The sequence below is a fragment of the Nocardia veterana NBRC 100344 genome, assembly GCF_000308855.1.
In the GTDB taxonomy this organism is placed as follows: Bacteria; Actinomycetota; Actinomycetes; order Mycobacteriales; family Mycobacteriaceae; genus Nocardia; species Nocardia veterana.
The window spans coordinates 25,584-43,248 of the sequence record NZ_BAGM01000028.1 but is presented as its reverse complement, the minus strand read 5'-3'; the positions used below and the strand labels follow the sequence as shown (position 1 = coordinate 43,248).

Genomic DNA, 17,665 nt, shown 5'->3' with positions numbered 1-17,665 from the left:
GGCGCACTATCGTGGGCGCATGCTTGCCGAACAGGCCGCCGAGGCGATCGCCACACGCACGGGAGTACCGCACCACCGGGTCGCGGTGGTACTCGGATCGGGCTGGCAGTCCGCCGCCACCGAGATCGGCACGCCGCGGGCATCGATTCCGATGACCGAACTCCCCGGGTTCGAACCGCCGACGGCACAGGGCCATCAGGGCATCGTGCATTCGGTCGCGGTCGGCGAGGTGCCGGTGCTGTTGATGATGGGCCGCCAGCATCTCTACGAGGGTTACGAACCGCACCGGGTCGTCCACGCCGTGCACGCGGCGGCCGCGGCGGGCGCCGAGACGGTGATCCTGACCAATGCCGCCGGTGGCATCCGGCCGGGTCTGCGGGTCGGTGAGCCGGTACTGATCAGCGACCACCTGAACCTCACCGGCCGCACTCCCCTCACCGGCGCCGCGTTCGTGAACATGGTCGATGCCTGGGATCCCGAATTGCGCACGCTGGCAAGGGATATCGACCCGTCGCTCACCGAGGGTGTGTACGCGGGCCTGAACGGACCGCAATACGAAACTCCCGCCGAGATCCGCATGCTGGGCGGGATGGGTGCGGATCTGGTCGGTATGTCGACGGTGCTGGAGGCGATCGCCGCGCGCTCGCTGGGTCTGCGGCTGCTGGGCATTTCGCTGGTGACCAATCTGGCGGCCGGGGTGACCGGCGCGGCACTGTCGCATCAGGAGGTGCTGGCCGAAGGGCAAGCTGCCGCACCGAGATTGGGCAAACTGCTACGCGGCGTCCTGGAACGACTGTAGGCGGTCGCGATGTTGCGATTCGGTACGGCCGGACTGCGCGGACCCCTCCGGGAGGGGCCGGACGGAATGAACGTCGGGACCGTGGCGCGGGCGAGCGCCGGTGTGGCCGAATGGCTTCGGGGCCGCTGCCTCGGCGGCGGGCTGGTGGTCGTGGGCCGCGACGCCCGGCACGGCTCGGCCGAATTCGCCACGGTCACCGCGGAAGTATTTGCGGCGGCGGGCTTTTCGGTCCTCCTGCTACCCCGTCCGCTGCCGACGCCGATCGTGGCCTTCGCGGTGCGCGAAACGGGCGCGGTCGCGGGCGTGCAGATCACCGCCTCGCACAACCCGGCCTCCGACAACGGTTACAAGCTCTATCTCGACGGCGGCTCGCAACTGATTCCGCCCGCCGATGCCGAGATCGAACGCTGCATCGACGCGGTCACCGAACCGATCGCGCGCGCCGATCCGGCGCCCGGCGCCCCGGCGCCGTCGCTGCTGTCACTGCCCGAGGACGCCTCCGCCGCGGCGCTCGGCGAGGAACTCGTCCGGCGGTATCTGGCGCGGGCGGCGGCCGTGCCCGAGACGATCGGCGGGCCGGCCGAGGCGGCTCCGGCAAACCACCTCGCTACGGGCACCGCGCCCGGGCTACGCCGCGCCGATATCCGGATCGCCCTGACGCCCATGCACGGGGTCGGCGGGGAGACGGCCGTGGCGGCCCTGGCCGCCGCCGGATTTCCGGACGTCCATGTGGTGGACGAACAGTTCACGCCGGATCCGGACTTCCCCACGGTGGCGTTCCCGAATCCGGAGGAGCCCGGCGCCGCCGATCTGCTGCTCGCGCTTGCCGAACACGTCGACGCCGATCTCGCCGTCGCGCTCGACCCCGATGCGGACCGATGCGCGCTCGCGGTGCCCGGCCCGGACGGCTGGCGCCTGTTGCGCGGCGACGAAACCGGTGTGCTGCTGGCCGATTACGTGCTGCGCAACGCCGCACCGGATGCGTTGGTCGCCACCACCATCGTGTCGTCGCGGCTACTCGGTAAACTCGCGCCTGCCCGCGGCGCCCGCTACACCGAAACGCTGACGGGCTTCAAGTGGCTGGCTCGCGCCGGGACGGGCTTGGTATACGCCTACGAGGAGGCGATCGGGCACTGCGTCGATCCGGCCGCGGTGCGAGACAAGGACGGCATCACCGCCGCGATCGCGGCGGCCGATCTCACCGCGCGTCTGGCGGCGCGGGGCCGCTCCCCGCTCGACGTACTCGACGACTACGCCGTGGAGTTCGGCCTGCACGCCGGCGATCAGGTGTCGCTGCGGCTGGCCGATTCGTCGGCGGCGGCCGACGTCGTTGCCCGCCTGCGTGATACGCCGCCGGATGTCATCGCGGATGTGCCCGTCGTCTGCACCGATCTCGCCGTCGCGCGCGGCCGGATGCGCACCGACGCGCTGATCTTCGAGGGTGCCGCGCAGCGCATCGTCATCCGCCCCTCCGGGACGGAACCGAAGCTGAAGTGTTATCTGGAGGTCGTCGAACCGGTCGCCGATCGGGAGGCGTTGCCACAGGCACGAGCCCGTGCGGCGCAACGACTCTCGGCACTGCGCGCCTTCTGCGAAAAGCTCTGAGGGCCGGGGCGAGCCGACCCGCTCGGGCCTTCGGCGCACCGGCGGCGATCGGCTCGCCCCGGCCGCCGCGCTCGGTCGAACCCGCGGACGGATCAATCGTGGCGCGGCCCGAACTGCCGATCCCCCGCATCGCCCAATCCCGGAACGATGAAGGCGTCGGCATTGAGCCCGGAGTCCACCGCGGCGGTCACCAACCGAACCGGCAATCCCGACTCCTCCAGTGCGGCAACGCCTTCCGGTGCGGCTACGACGCAGATGGCGGTGATGTCGGTGGCGTCCCGCGCGCGCAGCAGCTCCAGCGTGTGCCGCATCGATCCGCCGGTGGCCAGCATCGGATCGAGGACGAAGACCGGCAGTCCGGACAGGTCCGTGGGCAGCGACTCCATGTACGGCACCGGCCGGTGGGTTCGTTCGTCGCGGGCGACGCCGACGAAACCCACCCGCGATTCGGGAATCAGGGCGCTGGCGGCATCGACCATCCCGAGCCCGGCGCGCAGTACCGGGACCAACAGCGGCGGCTGCGCCAGCCGCGTCCCGCGGGTCGTGGCGACCGGGGTGTCGACCTCGAAGGTGTGCGTGGGCGCCTCCCGCAATGCCTCGTAGACGAGGAATCCGGTGAGATCGGCCAGTGCGGCCCGGAAGCCCGCATTCGAGGTGCGGGCGTCGCGCATGGTTGTCAGCAGGGTGGCGGTCAGCGGGTGATCCACGATATGCGTGCGCATGAGGGAACGATAAGGTCTGCCGGGGTTGGAAATCGGAACCTGCGGCGGATTTCCGCAACGGGACGGGAACCGTTACGCGGGGGCATGCGTCGAAGTAGTCGGATGACGTAATCTGCCACCAGACCAGCACGATGGGGGATGTTGATGCACAAGATCTCGGTCGACACCGAGGGCGTCGCCGCCTACGGTGCCACAGCTGCGGGCCTGGCCGGGGAGATGGGAGTCGCCGCCGCGGGCGCCGCGGGCGCCGATCCGCTCCTGCTCGGGCCGATCTTCGGACTGGTGGGGGGCGATTTCGTTGCCGCCTACGCCGCGGCCCACGCCGGCCATGTCGCCGGAATCGGTGAATTGTCCGCCGTGCTGGGCAGTATGGGCGCCGCCGCGACGGGCGCTGCGGCCGCCTACTCCGACACCGATGCCGCTCATGCCGCCGCCCTGCGCGCGACGGAAGGCCCGGCCGCATGACGGGCGTCATCGATCTCGACGCACTCGCCAAACCGCTCATCGATCTGCTCACCAGCTTCGGCTCGGGCGTACTCCCCGCGGGCGGTCCCGCCGACGCCCTGCGGCAGGTATCCGTCCATCTCGACGGCATCCACCAGGCCGGCAGCTCGAGCATCAACCAGATGACCAACGCCTGGAACGGCGGTGGCGGTGACGCGGCCATGGACAAGGCGATGAAGGTCCAGACCTCCGCCGCCGCGATGTCCGACCGCGGAAACGACATGGCGGATGTGGTGACCCAGGCCGCCGCCTCGGTTCAGACCGGTCAGAAGGAACTCGACGGCATCGTGCAGTCGTTCGTCGCTTCGGTGACCGCACTCGGGCCCGCCGTGACCACTCCGCCCGGCCTGGTCACCGTCGTCAATTCCGCGATCGACCATTTCGGCCAGGCACTGGGCGTGGTCGGCCGGGTGCGGTCCGAACTCGACACCCACACCGCGTCGATGACCGAGCTGACCCCGCCGCCGCCCACCCCGCCGCCCGCGGGCGTACCGGTGGCGGCGGCCTCCGCCGCGGCCCCGGCGCTGAGTACCGGAGTGCAGACGGCGAGTTCCCTGCTCGGTGGCCTGGTCTCGAGCGGTGGCTCGATGATGAGCGGGATGGTCAGCCCGGCCTCGGCCGCCACATCGTCGACATCCCGGTCCGGCACGGGCACGACGTCGCCCGGCGCGGCGAAATCGGGCGACAAACCGGGCCGGCACGGCGGTGTGATGATCACCCTGCCGGACGGCAGCCAGGTCGAGGCGCCCAACCAGAAGGCCGCGACGGCCGTCAAGGCGGCTATCAGCGCCTGCGGCACCCCCTACGTGTGGGGTGGTAACACGCCGGGCGCCGGCCTGGACTGCAGCGGCCTCACCAAATGGGCCTACGGCCAGGCCGGAGTGGACCTCCCGCGACTGGCGTGTGATCAGAGCGCGGGCGCGACGCCGGTGAGCCCGGGTGACGTCATGCCGGGCGATCTGGCCATCTGGGACGGTCACGTCGCGATGGTTGTCGGTAACGGACAGATGGTCGAGGCCGGGGATCCGGTGCAGATCGACCCGATTCGAACGGAGAACATGGGAATGGCGTTCCACGGGTTCTACAGGCCGACTTCATGAGCCAGCCGCAGCAACAGCAGATCCCGAGCGTCACGGTCGCCGCCAGCACCAATCGCGCCGGCACCATCAGCGTGCGGGCCACCGATCAGGGTATTCCGGTGGAGATCAAATTCGAGCGCAGCGAATACCGTTACGGCGCACAGGCTTTGGCCGCCGAGATCCTGCGGCTGACCAAGCGGTCGGCGATCGTGGCGAAGGCCCGCCGCCGCGAGTTGCTGGCCGAATCCGGGATGCCGCCCGAGATCCTCGACAAGCTCGGCCTGCCGACCCGTCAGGCCGCCGTCGACGAACTCGACCGCATGGACGACGAGGACACCGGACCCACCAGCTGGATGAGGCCCGTATGAGTGGCCGAGCGCGCGGCACGATCGCTCGTACGGCAGCCGGATACAGCATGAGCACGGGGAAGGACGCACAGTGAGCGCCGAAATGGATGCCCTCGTCGCCGCCGCGACGGATAAGCTCGAGGCCCTCGAGGCCGCGCTCTACAACCTCAAGAATGTGCGCGGCACCTTCACCGCCGAGGACGGTTCGGTCAGCGTCGAGGTCGACAGTGACGGCGCCCTGGTCGGGTTGACCCTGTCCGAGGCCGTGACCTCCCGTTCCCCCGCCGAAGTGGGCCAACTGATCATCTGGGCGTGCCAGCAGGCGGCGCAGAACGCGGGCGAGCAGCGCTCACAGGTGGTCGCCACCCTGAATTCCGCCTTCACCGCACCCGAATCGGGAAACGTTGGGGGGCGGGCCGAATAGTGCCGCAGGCGAAGGCTCGATAGGCTTCCGGTCATGGCTTCTGGAGACATCGTCCCGATCGAGCTCGGGCTCACCGACGGCGATCTGGTCACCCTGTGGGCACCGCGCTGGCGAGACGGTGACGACGAGTGGGAGGCATTCCTCGGTCACGAGGACGAGCTCTACGGTTTCGACTCGCCCGCGGAGTTGGCCGCCTTCATCCGAACCAACGACGACAACGATCTGGTGGACCATCCGTCCTGGAAGGTCGTGGTCGGCTTGTCGGCGGCCGAACTGGAGCCGCAGGAGGAGCATGTCTTCGACCTGGTCGGCGTCCCCGAACTCGCGGCCGGTGAACCCGATCCGGAGACGATCGCCGAGTTGGAGGAGACCCTCGAGATGGTGCGCACCATCGGTGAGGTGTGCGAGCTCGAGGTGGTCACCAAGTTCTTCGGCTCGCATCCCGTCCTGGGTGCCCTCCCGGCCGGCGTGACCGCATTCGTCGGGCGTGACGGCGAGCAGCTGTGGGATCAGGTCGGCAACGCGATCGCCAAGGACTGGGACCAGGTGATCGACGCGATCGATTCGGTGGTGGTCTCCCCCGACGTCGATCCGGAGGCCCTGGCAGTGGCCGAGGCGGAGTTGCTGGCCGCCGAGGAGAACGTTGTCGACGCCGAGGATGTGGCCGATACCGACGACGACGATATCGAGCCGGTGGACCTCGACGACGACACCGATGAGGACGACGACGAGGACGAAGAAGAGGAGACCTTCTGGCACGAGGTCGGCATCGACCCGGTCAAGATCGTCACGTCCGAGGGCGAATTCTTCACGCTGCGTTGCTATCTCGCCGACGAACCGGTGTTCCTCGGCAAGGACGGGACCATCACGGTGTTTCCCTCCGAGCGCGCCCTGGCCCGCTACCTGGCCGACGATCACGACCACGACCTGGCCCGGGTCAGCACCTACGGTGAGGTGCAGACGGCCGCGGTGGACGGTTCGCTCGAGGTCGAGGTCACCGAGGAGAACATCTACGTACTGCCCGGACTGGCCGACGACCTGGGCCAGGGACCGAAGGCCGTCGACATCGACCAGCTCGATCTGGCGGTCGAATTGTTCACCGACGCAGCCGATTACGTCGGCGACGATTCCGTCGAGCAGGCGCTGGCGAAGTCGACGCCGCTCGGCTGGTACGTCTCCTACCTGCTGGAGCCGGATCCGACTCGGCTCGCCCCGAGCCCCCCGTTCACCGCGGAGGCCGAGGCATGGCGGGCCTTGGAGCAGGCGTTCGAGAGCCGATTGCAGAAGGGCTAGCCCGGACGGTCCTGCCGGACATCATCCGGCAGGACCATCACCGCTCACCCGATCAGCACCGCGTAGCCGGGCTTGATCACCTCGTCGATGATGCGCAGCCGGTCCGGGAACGGGATGAACGCCGATTTCATGGCGTTGATGGTGAACCGCTCCAGATCGCTCCAGCCGTAGCCGAAGGTTTCGACGAGTTTGAGCATTTCCCGGCTCATATCGGTATCGCTCATCAACCGGTTGTCGGTGTTGACCGTGACTCGGAAGCGCAGCCGGGCCAGCAGGTCGAACGGATGCTTGTCGAGCGCCGGTACGGCACCGGTCTGCACATTCGACGAGGGACACAGTTCCAGCGGAATCCGCTTGTCCCGAACGTAATTCGCCACCAGGCCGAGCCGCGGTTCGGCACTGTCGTTGTCGAAGATGTCGTCGGTGATGCGCACCCCGTGCCCGAGCCGATCGCAACCGCAGAAGGCCAGCGCCTCGTGGATGGACGGCAATCCGAACGCCTCGCCGGCGTGAATGGTGAACTGCGCGCAGTTGGCACGCATGTATTCGAAGGCATCCAAGTGCCGCGAGGGCGGATAGCCGGCCTCCGCGCCCGCGATATCGAAGCCGCCGACGCCGCGATCGCGGAACCGCACCGTCAATTCGGCGATCTCCCGGGAGCGGGCCGCGTGACGCATGGCCGTGAGCAGGCAGGTGACCCGGATCGGGGTGCCGGCTTCGGCGGCCAGCCGCTCCCCTTCCCGGAAGCCTTCCAGGGTGTGCTCGACCACCTCGTCGAGGGTCAGATCGCGCTCCAGATGCTGTTCCGGCGCGAACCGCACCTCCGCGTACACCACGCCGTCGGCGGCGAGGTCCAGGGCACATTCGCGGGCTACGCGGCGCAACCCCTCGGCGGTCTGCATCACCGCCACGGTATGGGCGAAGGTTTCCAGATAGCGCTCCAGCGACCCGCTGTCGGCGGCCTCGCGGAACCAGTGCGCCAACGCCTCGGCATTGTCGGCGGGCAGCTGGTCGTATCCGCATTCCTCGGCCAGTTCGAGCACGGTCGCGGGGCGCAGACCACCGTCGAGGTGGTCGTGCAGCACGGCCTTGGGGGCCTGGCGGATCGAGGCGAGAGTCAAAGGCATCGGTCCAGTCATGTAACGACGCTATCCGCATTCGCGACCGCGCGCAGGCAACTTCGGCGGCTGTGCATCGGACCGCCGGTCATTCGTTGCCCCGTCGTCGCCGCGGTGTTGCCGGATCCGGTCGGTACTTCGCGATCGGATAGGCGCCCACGACGGTCAGCGCACAGCCCGCCGAGCGCCGCACGCCGGACGGTGACCTCAGAGCCCGATCCGGCCGAGGATCAGCGGAGGCGCCGCCGGCGGGACCGGCCCGATGTCGAATCCCGCACGCAGCGTCGCGATCGCCGGGGATGCCGCCGCTTCGGAGTCGGTGTGCAGGGTGAACAGCGGCTGTCCCACGACAACCGAATCGCCCGGCTTGCAATGCATTTCGACCCCGGCGCCGAACCGGACCGGATCCCCTTGGCGAGCGCGGCCGGCCCCGAGTCGCCAGGCGGTGAGGCCGACGGCCATCGCATCCAGCCGGGTGAGCGTGCCCGATTCCTGCGCCACCAGGGTTTCGGTGTGCCGGGCCCGCGGCAGCGGCGCGTCGGGGTCGCCACCCTGCGCCCTGATCATTGCCCGCCAGTGATCCATGGCACGACCGTCGGCCAGCGCATCGGCGGGATCGACATCGCGAATGCCCGCCTGCGCCACCATCTCTCGCGCCAGCGCCACGGTCAGCTCGACGACATCTGCCGGGCCACCGCCGGCCAGCACCTCCACCGCTTCGGCGACCTCGAGCGCATTGCCGGCCGTGCGCCCGAGCGGGGTGTCCATCGCGGTCAGCAACGCCACGGTCCGGACCCCGGCATCGGCACCCAATTCGACCATGGCCGTAGCCAATTCGGTGGCGTCGTGGAGATTCTTCATGAACGCTCCGCTGCCGACCTTCACATCCAGGACCAGCGCCCCGGTTCCCTCCGCGATCTTCTTGCTCATGATCGAACTGGCGATCAGCGGAACGGATTCCACGGTGCCGGTCACATCGCGCAGCGCGTACAGTCGCTTGTCCGCCGGGGCCAGATCGGCGCCGGCCGCGCAGACGACCGCCCCGATCGCCGGATCGGCGAGGATTTCCCGCATCCGCTCCGGCGAGACATCGGCCCGCCAGCCCGGAATCGACTCCAGCTTGTCCAACGTCCCACCGGTATGGCCCAGTCCACGACCGGACAACTGCGGCACGGCCGCGCCGCAGGCCGCGACGAGCGGGGCGAGCGGCAGGGTGATCTTGTCCCCGACACCGCCGGTGGAGTGTTTGTCGACCGTCGGTCTCGGCAGATCGGTGAAGTCCAGCCGTTGCCCGGAGGCGATCATGGCCGCTGTCCACCGGGCGAGCTCGCGACGGTTCATGCCGCGCAACAGGATGGCCATCGCGAGCGCCGACATCTGCTCGTCGGCGACCTCGCCGCGGGTGAACGCGTCCACGACCCAATCGATCTGCGCGTCGTCGAGTTCTCCGCCGTCCCGTTTGGTAGCGATCACCGAGACCGCCGAATGCGTGGGGCTCATGGCCGAAAGCCTTCCAGATCGGCGGGACCGGCGAGTGGTGTCGAGGCCGGGCGAGAGTCCGTGCGGGGCGGATGATTCGGCGCGCAGGTGCGGAATCTCACATCACGGTCGGCCCGCGGCCAGATCGTCGGGGCCGAACGCGTCGGGCAGCAATCTCGCGAGGGCGATCGGTCCGTCGCGGTGATCCACCAGCAGATCGGGGCCGCCGTGCTCGTAGAGCACCTGTCGGCAGCGCCCGCAGGGCATCAGGATTTCCCCGTGCGAATCACAGACCGCGACCGCCAGCAAACGCCCGCCGCCGGATGAGCAAAGGTTACCGATGAGTACAGTTTCGGCGCAGAGGCCGAGGCCGTATGAGACATTTTCCACATTGCAACCGCTCACAATGGCGCCGTCGACGGTGAGAGCGGCGGCGCCGACCGGAAAGTTCGAATAGGGTGCATACGCATTCTGCATTACTCGAAATGCGTTGTGACGCAGGGAATCCCAATCAATTTCCGGCATATCGGACCTCCGCTCGAATGGCTGATATGACAGCGTAGAAATGAGTTCGCGGGGCTGTCGATCATTCAGGCAAGGCAAACCTAACTTTCCACTTCGAGGCTCAACGAGCGGCACGCCGAATTAGTTCCGCGAATCGCCGGGGATTAGAGTTCTCCACAGATCGGTCCAGGTTTGGCAGCGCACCGCCGGCCACCGCCTCCGGATGTCAGCGCCCGAGATGAGCTGGTGTTTCTCCAGATCGACATGCTCGGCGTACGCCGAAGCTGCGACCGGATCCGACTGCCGGCTCGCCGGCGTGTCCATCAACGACGTTGGAGGCACCGCACTCTATGACGACCACACTGGAAGCTCCGGCTCAGCCGAAGCGGAAGACCCTGTACCGCGGCGACCCGGGTATGTGGTCCTGGGCCCTGCACCGGATCACCGGTGTCACGATCTTCTTCTTCCTGTTCGTCCACGTGCTCGACACCGCGCTGGTGCGAGTCAGTCCGGATACCTACGACCGGGCGATCGAGACCTACAAGAACCCGGTCGTGGCCCTCATGGAGATGGGCCTGGTCGTCTGCGTGCTGTTCCACGCACTCAACGGTGTCCGCGTCATCCTGGTCGACTTCTGGTCCAAGGGCCCCAAGTACCAGCGGCTGATGCTGTGGATCGTGCTCGCCATCTGGATCGTCGTCTCGGCCGCCGGTGTCGGACGCCAGTTCTTCTACCTGCTGACGGAGCACTGATATGACCGCACCTGTTCTCGGCAAGTCCTACGACCGCCCCGCCAGCCTCGACTCCCCGCGTTCGCCGCGCCGTTCCTCCGGCAACAACTTCGAGAAGTACGCGTGGCTGTTCATGCGCTTCTCCGGTCTGCTGCTGATCGTGCTGGTGCTCGGCCACATGACGATCATGCTGATGCTCGACGGCGGCGTGAAGCGGCTGAACTTCGGCTTCGTGGCCGGTCGCTGGGCCAGCCCGTTCTGGCAGTGCTGGGATCTCGCCATGCTGTGGCTGGCGCAGCTGCACGGCGGCAACGGCCTGCGCACGGTCATCGACGACTACTCCCGCAAGGACTCCACCCGCTTCTGGCTGAAGACCCTGCTGGCCGTCGCCATGATCCTGATCATGGGCGTGGGCACCTACGTCATCTTCACCTTCGACCCCAACATCAGTTAGGAACGGCGACCTCGCATGAGTGAAACTCGACCGGTTCAGGAGCACCGCTACGACGTGGTCATCGTCGGTGCCGGCGGCGCGGGGATGCGTGCGGCGATCGAGGCCGGCCCCCGGGTGCGCACCGCCGTACTGACCAAGCTGTACCCGACCCGCAGCCACACCGGCGCCGCCCAGGGCGGTATGTGCGCGGCGCTGGCCAACGTCGAAGAAGACAACTGGGAGTGGCACACCTTCGACACCGTCAAGGGTGGTGACTACCTGGTCGACCAAGACGCCGCGGAGATCATGGCCAAGGAGGCCATCGACGCGGTGCTCGATCTGGAGAAGATGGGCCTGCCGTTCAACCGCACGCCCGAGGGCAAGATCGACCAGCGTCGCTTCGGCGGTCACACCCGTGACCACGGTAAGGCTCCCGTGCGGCGTGCGTGCTACGCCGCCGACCGCACCGGCCACATGATCCTGCAGACGCTCTACCAGAACTGCGTCAAGCACGACGTGGAGTTCTTCAACGAGTTCTACGTGCTGGATCTCGTGATGAGCGATACCGATCGCGGCCAGGTCGCCACCGGCGTCGTCGCCTACGAGCTGGCCACCGGTGAGATCCACGTCTTCCACGCCAAGGCGATCATCTTCGCCACCGGCGGTTCGGGCCGGATGTACAAGACCACCTCCAACGCGCACACGCTGACCGGTGACGGTATGGCGATCGTGTTCCGCAAGGGTCTGCCGCTGGAGGACATGGAATTCCACCAGTTCCATCCGACGGGCCTGGCCGGTCTGGGCATCCTGATCTCCGAGGCCGTCCGCGGTGAGGGCGGCATCCTGCGCAACGCCTCCGGTGAGCGCTTCATGGAGCGCTACGCCCCGACCATCAAGGACCTCGCGCCGCGTGACATCGTGGCCCGGTCGATGGTCAAGGAGGTCCTCGAGGGCCGCGGTGGCGGTCCGAACAAGGACTACGTCTTCATCGACGTCACCCACCTCGGCGAGGACGTGCTCGAGGAGAAGCTGCCCGACATCACCGAGTTCTCCCGCACCTACCTGGGTGTGGACCCGGTGAAGGAGCCGGTGCCGGTCATGCCGACCTGTCACTACGTGATGGGTGGCATCCCGACCCGGATCCGCGGTGAGGTGCTGCGCAACAACACCGACGTGGTCCCCGGCCTGTACGCCGCCGGCGAGTGCGCGTGTGTGTCGGTGCACGGCTCGAACCGTCTGGGCACCAACTCGCTGCTCGACATCAACGTGTTCGGCCGCCGCTCGGGTATCGCCGCCGCGGAGTACGCCGCGCGCACCGAATTCGTCGAGCTGCCGGAGAACCCGGCGCAGATGGTGCAGGACTGGCTGGCGCTGCTGCTGAGTGATCACGGCAACGAGCGGGTGGCCGACATCCGCAGCGAGCTGCAGGCCACCATGGATGCCAACGCCGCGGTGTTCCGCACCGAGGAGACCCTGAAGCAGGCGCTGACCGACATCCACGCGCTCAAGGAGCGCTACCAGCACATCACCGTGCAGGACAAGGGCAAGCGCTACAACAGCGATCTGCTCGAGGCCGTCGAGCTCGGCTTCCTGCTGGAGCTGGCCGAGGTCACCGTCGTGGGCGCGCTCAACCGCAAGGAATCGCGCGGCGGCCACGCCCGCGAGGACTACCCCGACCGCGACGACGTCAACTTCATGCGCCACACCATGGCGTACAAGCAGGTCGAGCCCGGTAAGCCGGCGGAGCTGATCGCCGATATCCGGCTCGACTTCAAGCCGGTCGTGCAGACCCGTTACGAGCCGATGGAGCGTAAGTACTGATGACTGCTGTAGCCGAAGCCCCCGCCGGGCAGAAGCCGGCCCCGGTGCCGGACGGGTCGACGATGGTGACCGTCAAGGTCGCCCGGTTCAATCCCGAGGACGACAAAGGCGCGCACTGGGATTCGTTCCAGGTGCCGGTGCTGCCGACCGACCGCTTCCTGAACGTGCTCATCTACATCAAGTCCTACCTGGACGGCACGCTCACCTTCCGGCGGTCCTGCGCCCACGGCGTCTGCGGTTCGGACGCCATGCGCATCAACGGTGTGAACCGGCTGGCGTGCAAGGTGCTGATGCGCGACATGCTGCCCAAGAACGGCAAGGAGCTCACCGTCACCGTCGAGCCGATCCGCGGTCTGCCCGTGGAGAAGGACCTCGTGGTGAACATGGAGCCGTTCTTCGACGCGTTCCGCGCGGTGAAGCCGTACCTGATCACCCACGGTAACGAGCCGACCCGGGAGCGGATCCAGTCGCAGACCGACCGTGCGCGCTTCGATGACACCACCAAGTGCATCCTGTGTGCCTGCTGCACCACCTCCTGCCCCGTGTACTGGAGCGACGGCAGCTACTTCGGCCCGGCCGCGATCGTGAACGCGCACCGCTTCATCTTCGACAGCCGCGACGAGGGCGCCCGCGAGCGTCTCGACATCCTCAACGACGTCGAGGGCGTCTGGCGCTGCCGCACCACCTTCAACTGCACCGATGCCTGCCCGCGCGGCATCGAAGTCACCAAGGCCATCCAGGAAGTCAAGCGAGCCCTGCTGTTCGCCCGCCCCTGAGCCGGCAGAGACCGAAAACCGAAGGCCGCCCGCATCTTTCGATGCGGGCGGCCTTTCGTATCCGGCGCCGGGTCAGAGCGCAGGCGCCCATCCACACGGCCGGTGGCGCCGAATAACGGTTGCATCAACCAGTATTGCTCGGCATAAGGGGGCGGACATATCGTGATAAATATGAAGACGATGATCGACTTGGATGACGAGGCCTTGACCCTGGCGGCGAAGGAGCTGGGCACCACCACCAAGAAGGACACCGTCAACGCGGCACTCCGGTTCGTCGCCGAACGTCGTCGGCGCGTCGAGGAGATTCTGAACGATCCCTACGGCTTCGGAGTCGGTCCCGATATCGGCGATTCGGAGGTCATGCGCGGGGCTCGGCGGTGATCGAACCGATCCCGCTGCGCCTGCACCTGATCGATACATCTGCATATGCCCGGCTGAGCGACCCCGGCGTCCGGACCGTCATCGCGGGTCTGCTCGCCGATCGTGCGGCCGCAACGTGCGTCACGCTCGATCTCGAAGCAGGCTATTCGGGTCGAAATCTGGCAGACGTCCAGAACATCGCGCACAGCCGCCGGGCACGATTCACCACCCTGCCGGTCACCGAGCCGATCGCCGAACGGGCTCGTGAGGTCCAGCTGTTGCTCGCCAGACAGGGGAAACATCGCGCAGCCGGCATCGTCGATCTACTCACCGCGGCAGTCGCCGAGTATCACGGAGCCACGATCCTGCACTACGACGAAGACTTCGAACACATCGCCTCGGTCACGCGTCAGCCACATGTCTGGGTCGTGCCGAAAGGAAGTATCGACTGACGATCGGGTGGTCGAACCTCGGGCGCGGCAACCGCGGGCCCGGCTCCAACTAGGCAATTTGCCCAGTTTGCTGCGGGTTTGTTGTCGAATCCCGATAGTGGTGCTTGCCTGGAGACATGTTCACCGAAGGTCGGTTGTATTCGCCGGTCACCACGGGGCGTGACGGCGATGTCACGGTGCATTTGAGTGATGAGCATCCGGGGGTGCACGATCCGGAGTATCGGGCGCGGCGCAACGCGATCGCGGCGCTGGCACTGGACTACCGGGCCGGTGAACCGTTGCCGCGGATCGACTACACCGACGACGAGGAGCAGGTGTGGCGGATCGTCTCCGCCGAGTTGCGGCGTAAACATCAGGAGTATGCCTGCGCCGAGGTGCTCGCCGCCGAACAACGGTTGGACCTCCCGACCGACCACATCCCACAGCTGGCCGAAGTGACCGCGAAGTTGGTGCCGCTCACCGGTTTTCGCTATGTTCCGGCCGCCGGGCTGGTACCGTTGCGAGAGTTCTTCGGCTCCTTCGCCAATCGAACCTTTCACTCCACCCAGTACATTCGTCACCATTCGGCCCCGCTGTACACGCCGGAACCGGACGCGATCCACGAAATCATCGGCCACGCCAACCAATTGGCGAGCCCACGTTTCGCCGCGATCTACGCCGAGGTCGGCGCGGCCGTACAGCGGCTGGAAACCGATGCGGCGCTGAAGTTCCTCGCCGATGTCTTCTGGTTCTCGATGGAGTTCGGCGTCGTGCGCGAGCGGGGCGAAATACGCTGCTACGGTGCGGGTTTGCTGTCGTCGTTCGGCGAGATCGAGGAGTTCCGGCACGCTCGGCTGCGGCCGCTGAACATCCATCAGATGGGTACGGCCACCTACGACATCACCCACTACCAACCGATCCTCTACTGCGCCGATTCCATCTCGCAGATCGAGGACGTGATCGGTGGGTTCTTCGCGGCGATGACCGACGATACGGCGGCCGCCGAACTAGCCGCGTCCTGAGCCGTCGCGATCCCCGCTATCCGTTCACCGACGGCCGGAGCCGGTGACCCGGCTGGGGCCGGTACTCAGTCGGTGGTCTTCGGTGCCGGCTCCAGCGGCATACCCGCCGCCAGGAAGTCGGCGATCCGGTCGACCTTCTCCAGGTCCAGGCCTTCTCGCCCGAATGCGGTCATCATGGCGCCGATCATGGCCCCGGAAAAGGTGCGGACCTCGAAGTCGTCCGCTTCGCGCCCGATCCGGCGCGCGAGCAGCCCGGCGATCAGATCGACGTTGCGTTCGGTCTCCTGCATGATCACGCTGCGCAGCTCGGGCTCGTTGTAGATCAACTTCATCCGATCCTGCTCGAACTGCCAATCCTGCGGGTCCAGCTGGTCGAAGGTCTCCTTCATCGCCTGGCGGAAAGCCTCCAGCGGGGCCAGCTCCGGTGGCTGGGATTCGATGGCGCGGATCATGATCGGATCGATGTCGTCGGCCAGTACCAGCTGTTCCTTGGACGGGAAGTAGCGGAAGAAGGTGCTGGGCGAGACGTCCGCCGCTTCGGCGATCTGCTCGATCGTGGTGGCCGAATATCCCTGCCGCTGAAACAGTTTCAACGCTTCCGTGCGGATGGTGCGGCGGGTGCGCTGCTTCTTGCGTTCACGCAGGCCCACCCGGGGCGACGCCGTCGCTCCCGAATGGGCCCGTGCGGGTGCCTTCGACTCAGCCGACATGTACCGATTGTCCCGCATCGGCGCCGGCATCCGCGGGACGCTCCCCGGGTCGGACGCGCAGCGCGGCGAGCAGTGCGGCGAGCACGCATGCCGCAGCGCACAGCCACAGCATGGCGCCCATCCCGGACACGAATGCGGACTGCACCTGGTCGAGCATGGCGCCGTCGCCGCTCGCCCGAGCCACCGCGACCCCCGCGTTGACGCCGTCGGACACCGGCTCGTGGTTGTACGAGCCCAGGTCCGAACGGTATTGCGTCGCGAGCACGGTGCCGAGGACCGCGACGCCGATGGTGCCGCCCGCTTGCCGCAAGGCTTGCAACAGCGCCGACCCGGAACCGGCTCGCTCGGGTCCGAGCTGCCCCATCGCCATCCCCATCGCGGCCGGCATGACCAGGCCCATCGCGAACCCGAGCAGGGTGGTCCACGCGGCGGTATAGCCATAGCCGCTGCTCACCCAGGTCATCGCACCCATGGCCAAGCCCGCGGCGAGCGCGAGGAAGCCACCGGTGAGCACGATCCGCGGTCCGAGCCTCGGCAGCAGCTTGTCGACGACGCGCGTCCCGACCACCAGTCCGCCGATCAGCGGGAGCAGCCGCAGTCCGCTGCCCAGCGAATCGACCCCGAGGACGGCCTGGAAGTACTGCGGCACGGTGAAGAACATGCCGAACATCGCGAAGTTCACCACAACGGAATAGGCTGTGCCCCAGCGGAATCCATGGTTGGCGAACAGTGCGATGTCGACCAGCGGATGCGCGAGCCGCCGCTGCCACCAGACGAAGCCGGCGAGCAGCGCGCCGCCCGCGACCACGGCCGCCCAGGCCGGCCCGTCACCCCAGCCCTGCTCACCGAATCGAATGAATCCGTAGGTGAAGCCGAGCATGCCCGTGGCCGACAGCACGACACCGGCGAGATCGATCCGGAACGCGGAATCGCTGCGCGTCTCCGGAACCAGCAGCGCGACCGCGACCAACCCGACCACGACCAGCGGGACGTTGATCAGAAAGACCGATCCCCACCAGAAGTGGTTCAGCAGCCAGCCGCCGACGATCGGCCCCAGCGGCAGCCCCAGCGCGGTCGAGCTGACCCAAATCGTCAGTGCCCGTTGCCGTTGCGCCTGATCCGGGAACAGGCCGGGCAGCACCGACATCGACAGCGGCATCATGGCCGCCGCGGCGATGCCCAGCACCGCGCGAGCCGCGACCAGCATTCCCGCCGAGGTCGCCAGCGCGCACCACAGCGATGCCCCACCGAAGACCACCAGGGCCGCGAGCAGGAATTTCTTGCGGCCGTACCGGTCGCCGAGGGCCCCGGCGGGCAGCATGACGGCCGCCAGCGCCAGCGTGTAGGCCGTGGTGAACCATTGCAGCGCAGCGGTATTCGCATGCAGATCGATGGCCATGGTGGGCAGCGCCACGACCAGCACCGTGGTGTCGAGTCCGATCGTGAGCATCGCCAGCCCGAGCGCGCCGAGCGCGAGCCAGCGCGCCTTCCCGCCCGCGGCGTCGCG

At 67.7% G+C, this 17,665-nt stretch carries 20 protein-coding genes; 14 read left to right on the top strand and 6 right to left on the bottom strand.

All coding sequences use genetic code 11. From position 1 onward, the window contains the following. Positions 1-19: 19 nt before the first annotated feature. Both ON37_RS05095 and ON37_RS05090 read left to right on the top strand, forming a co-directional pair. Positions 20-799, top strand: coding sequence for a purine-nucleoside phosphorylase (locus tag ON37_RS05095; protein WP_040717223.1), 780 nt, complete (start codon positions 20-22; stop codon positions 797-799). A gap of 9 nt (positions 800-808) precedes the next feature. After that, positions 809-2,404, top strand: coding sequence for a phospho-sugar mutase (locus tag ON37_RS05090; RefSeq protein WP_051031220.1), 1,596 nt, complete (start codon positions 809-811; stop codon positions 2,402-2,404). 92 nt (positions 2,405-2,496) lie between these two features. Here the strand turns inward: ON37_RS05090 and upp are convergent, their stop codons facing one another. Beyond that, positions 2,497-3,126, bottom strand: coding sequence for a uracil phosphoribosyltransferase (gene upp / locus ON37_RS05085; RefSeq protein WP_040717220.1), 630 nt, complete (start codon positions 3,124-3,126; stop codon positions 2,497-2,499). Between the two features lie 144 nt (positions 3,127-3,270). Here upp and ON37_RS05080 point away from each other — a divergent pair, with 144 nt between their 5' ends. The 5 genes from ON37_RS05080 (at position 3,271) to ON37_RS05060 (ending at position 6,773) form a co-directional block, all read left to right on the top strand. Further along, positions 3,271-3,591, top strand: a complete 321-nt coding sequence (locus ON37_RS05080) for a type VII secretion target (protein ID WP_040717412.1) — start codon at positions 3,271-3,273, stop codon at positions 3,589-3,591. Then, a complete protein-coding gene (locus ON37_RS05075; RefSeq protein WP_040717218.1) occupies positions 3,588-4,730 on the top strand; it encodes an NlpC/P60 family protein in 1,143 nt (380 codons plus the stop codon). The genes ON37_RS05080 and ON37_RS05075 overlap by 4 nt, the downstream gene beginning before the upstream one ends. After that, positions 4,727-5,077 (top strand): hypothetical protein, encoded by a 351-nt coding sequence (locus ON37_RS05070; protein WP_040717216.1) that lies wholly within the window; start codon positions 4,727-4,729, stop codon positions 5,075-5,077. The genes ON37_RS05075 and ON37_RS05070 overlap by 4 nt, the downstream gene beginning before the upstream one ends. Before the next feature lie 70 nt (positions 5,078-5,147). Next, positions 5,148-5,480 (top strand): YbaB/EbfC family nucleoid-associated protein, encoded by a 333-nt coding sequence (locus ON37_RS05065; protein ID WP_040717214.1) that lies wholly within the window; start codon positions 5,148-5,150, stop codon positions 5,478-5,480. A 33-nt stretch (positions 5,481-5,513) separates the two neighbouring features. Then, entirely contained in the window at positions 5,514-6,773 is a 1,260-nt protein-coding gene (locus ON37_RS05060) for a SatS C-terminal domain-containing protein (RefSeq protein ID WP_040717211.1), read from the top strand. A gap of 44 nt (positions 6,774-6,817) precedes the next feature. On the opposite strand, the gene ON37_RS05055 is transcribed toward ON37_RS05060, so the two are convergent. From ON37_RS05055 to ON37_RS05045, 3 genes are all read right to left on the bottom strand, one after another. After that, a complete protein-coding gene (locus tag ON37_RS05055) occupies positions 6,818-7,912 on the bottom strand; it encodes an adenosine deaminase (RefSeq protein WP_040717209.1) in 1,095 nt (364 codons plus the stop codon). A gap of 186 nt (positions 7,913-8,098) precedes the next feature. Next, the gene (locus ON37_RS05050; RefSeq protein ID WP_040717208.1) at positions 8,099-9,391 is read right to left on the bottom strand and encodes a thymidine phosphorylase; all 1,293 of its coding nucleotides are present in this window, start codon (positions 9,389-9,391) and stop codon (positions 8,099-8,101) included. Between the two features lie 102 nt (positions 9,392-9,493). After that, positions 9,494-9,895: a cytidine deaminase gene (locus tag ON37_RS05045; RefSeq protein WP_040717206.1), complete on the bottom strand. Its 402-nt coding sequence runs from the start codon at positions 9,893-9,895 to the stop codon at positions 9,494-9,496. Between the two features lie 329 nt (positions 9,896-10,224). Here ON37_RS05045 and sdhC point away from each other — a divergent pair, with 329 nt between their 5' ends. From sdhC to ON37_RS05005, 7 genes are all read left to right on the top strand, one after another. Further along, entirely contained in the window at positions 10,225-10,626 is a 402-nt protein-coding gene (gene sdhC / locus ON37_RS05035) for a succinate dehydrogenase, cytochrome b556 subunit (RefSeq protein ID WP_083892732.1), read from the top strand. A 1-nt stretch (position 10,627) separates the two neighbouring features. Further along, complete coding sequence (locus tag ON37_RS05030) at positions 10,628-11,059, top strand: succinate dehydrogenase hydrophobic membrane anchor subunit (RefSeq protein ID WP_040717202.1); 432 nt, start codon at positions 10,628-10,630, stop codon at positions 11,057-11,059. Between the two features lie 15 nt (positions 11,060-11,074). Then, positions 11,075-12,859: a succinate dehydrogenase flavoprotein subunit gene (gene sdhA / locus ON37_RS05025; RefSeq protein WP_040717200.1), complete on the top strand. Its 1,785-nt coding sequence runs from the start codon at positions 11,075-11,077 to the stop codon at positions 12,857-12,859. Beyond that, complete coding sequence (locus tag ON37_RS05020) at positions 12,859-13,635, top strand: succinate dehydrogenase iron-sulfur subunit (protein ID WP_040717198.1); 777 nt, start codon at positions 12,859-12,861, stop codon at positions 13,633-13,635. Before sdhA ends, ON37_RS05020 begins: the two co-directional genes overlap by 1 nt. 171 nt (positions 13,636-13,806) lie before the next feature. Beyond that, a complete protein-coding gene (locus ON37_RS34550) occupies positions 13,807-14,016 on the top strand; it encodes a type II toxin-antitoxin system VapB family antitoxin (RefSeq protein WP_040717196.1) in 210 nt (69 codons plus the stop codon). Further along, positions 14,013-14,447, top strand: a complete 435-nt coding sequence (locus ON37_RS05010) for a PIN domain nuclease (RefSeq protein WP_051031219.1) — start codon at positions 14,013-14,015, stop codon at positions 14,445-14,447. Before ON37_RS34550 ends, ON37_RS05010 begins: the two co-directional genes overlap by 4 nt. A 116-nt stretch (positions 14,448-14,563) precedes the next feature. Continuing rightward, complete coding sequence (locus ON37_RS05005) at positions 14,564-15,448, top strand: phenylalanine 4-monooxygenase (RefSeq protein WP_040717194.1); 885 nt, start codon at positions 14,564-14,566, stop codon at positions 15,446-15,448. A gap of 65 nt (positions 15,449-15,513) precedes the next feature. Here ON37_RS05005 and ON37_RS05000 read toward each other — a convergent pair whose 3' ends face one another. Together ON37_RS05000 and ON37_RS04995 are read right to left on the bottom strand one after the other, a co-directional pair. Next, positions 15,514-16,158 carry an acyl-CoA-like ligand-binding transcription factor gene (locus ON37_RS05000; RefSeq protein WP_245553053.1) on the bottom strand — a complete coding sequence of 215 codons (645 nt, stop codon included), beginning with the start codon at positions 16,156-16,158 and terminating at the stop codon, positions 15,514-15,516. Further along, positions 16,148-17,608, bottom strand: coding sequence for an MFS transporter (locus tag ON37_RS04995; protein WP_083892742.1), 1,461 nt, complete (start codon positions 17,606-17,608; stop codon positions 16,148-16,150). Before ON37_RS04995 ends, ON37_RS05000 begins: the two co-directional genes overlap by 11 nt. Positions 17,609-17,665 lie beyond the last annotated feature (57 nt).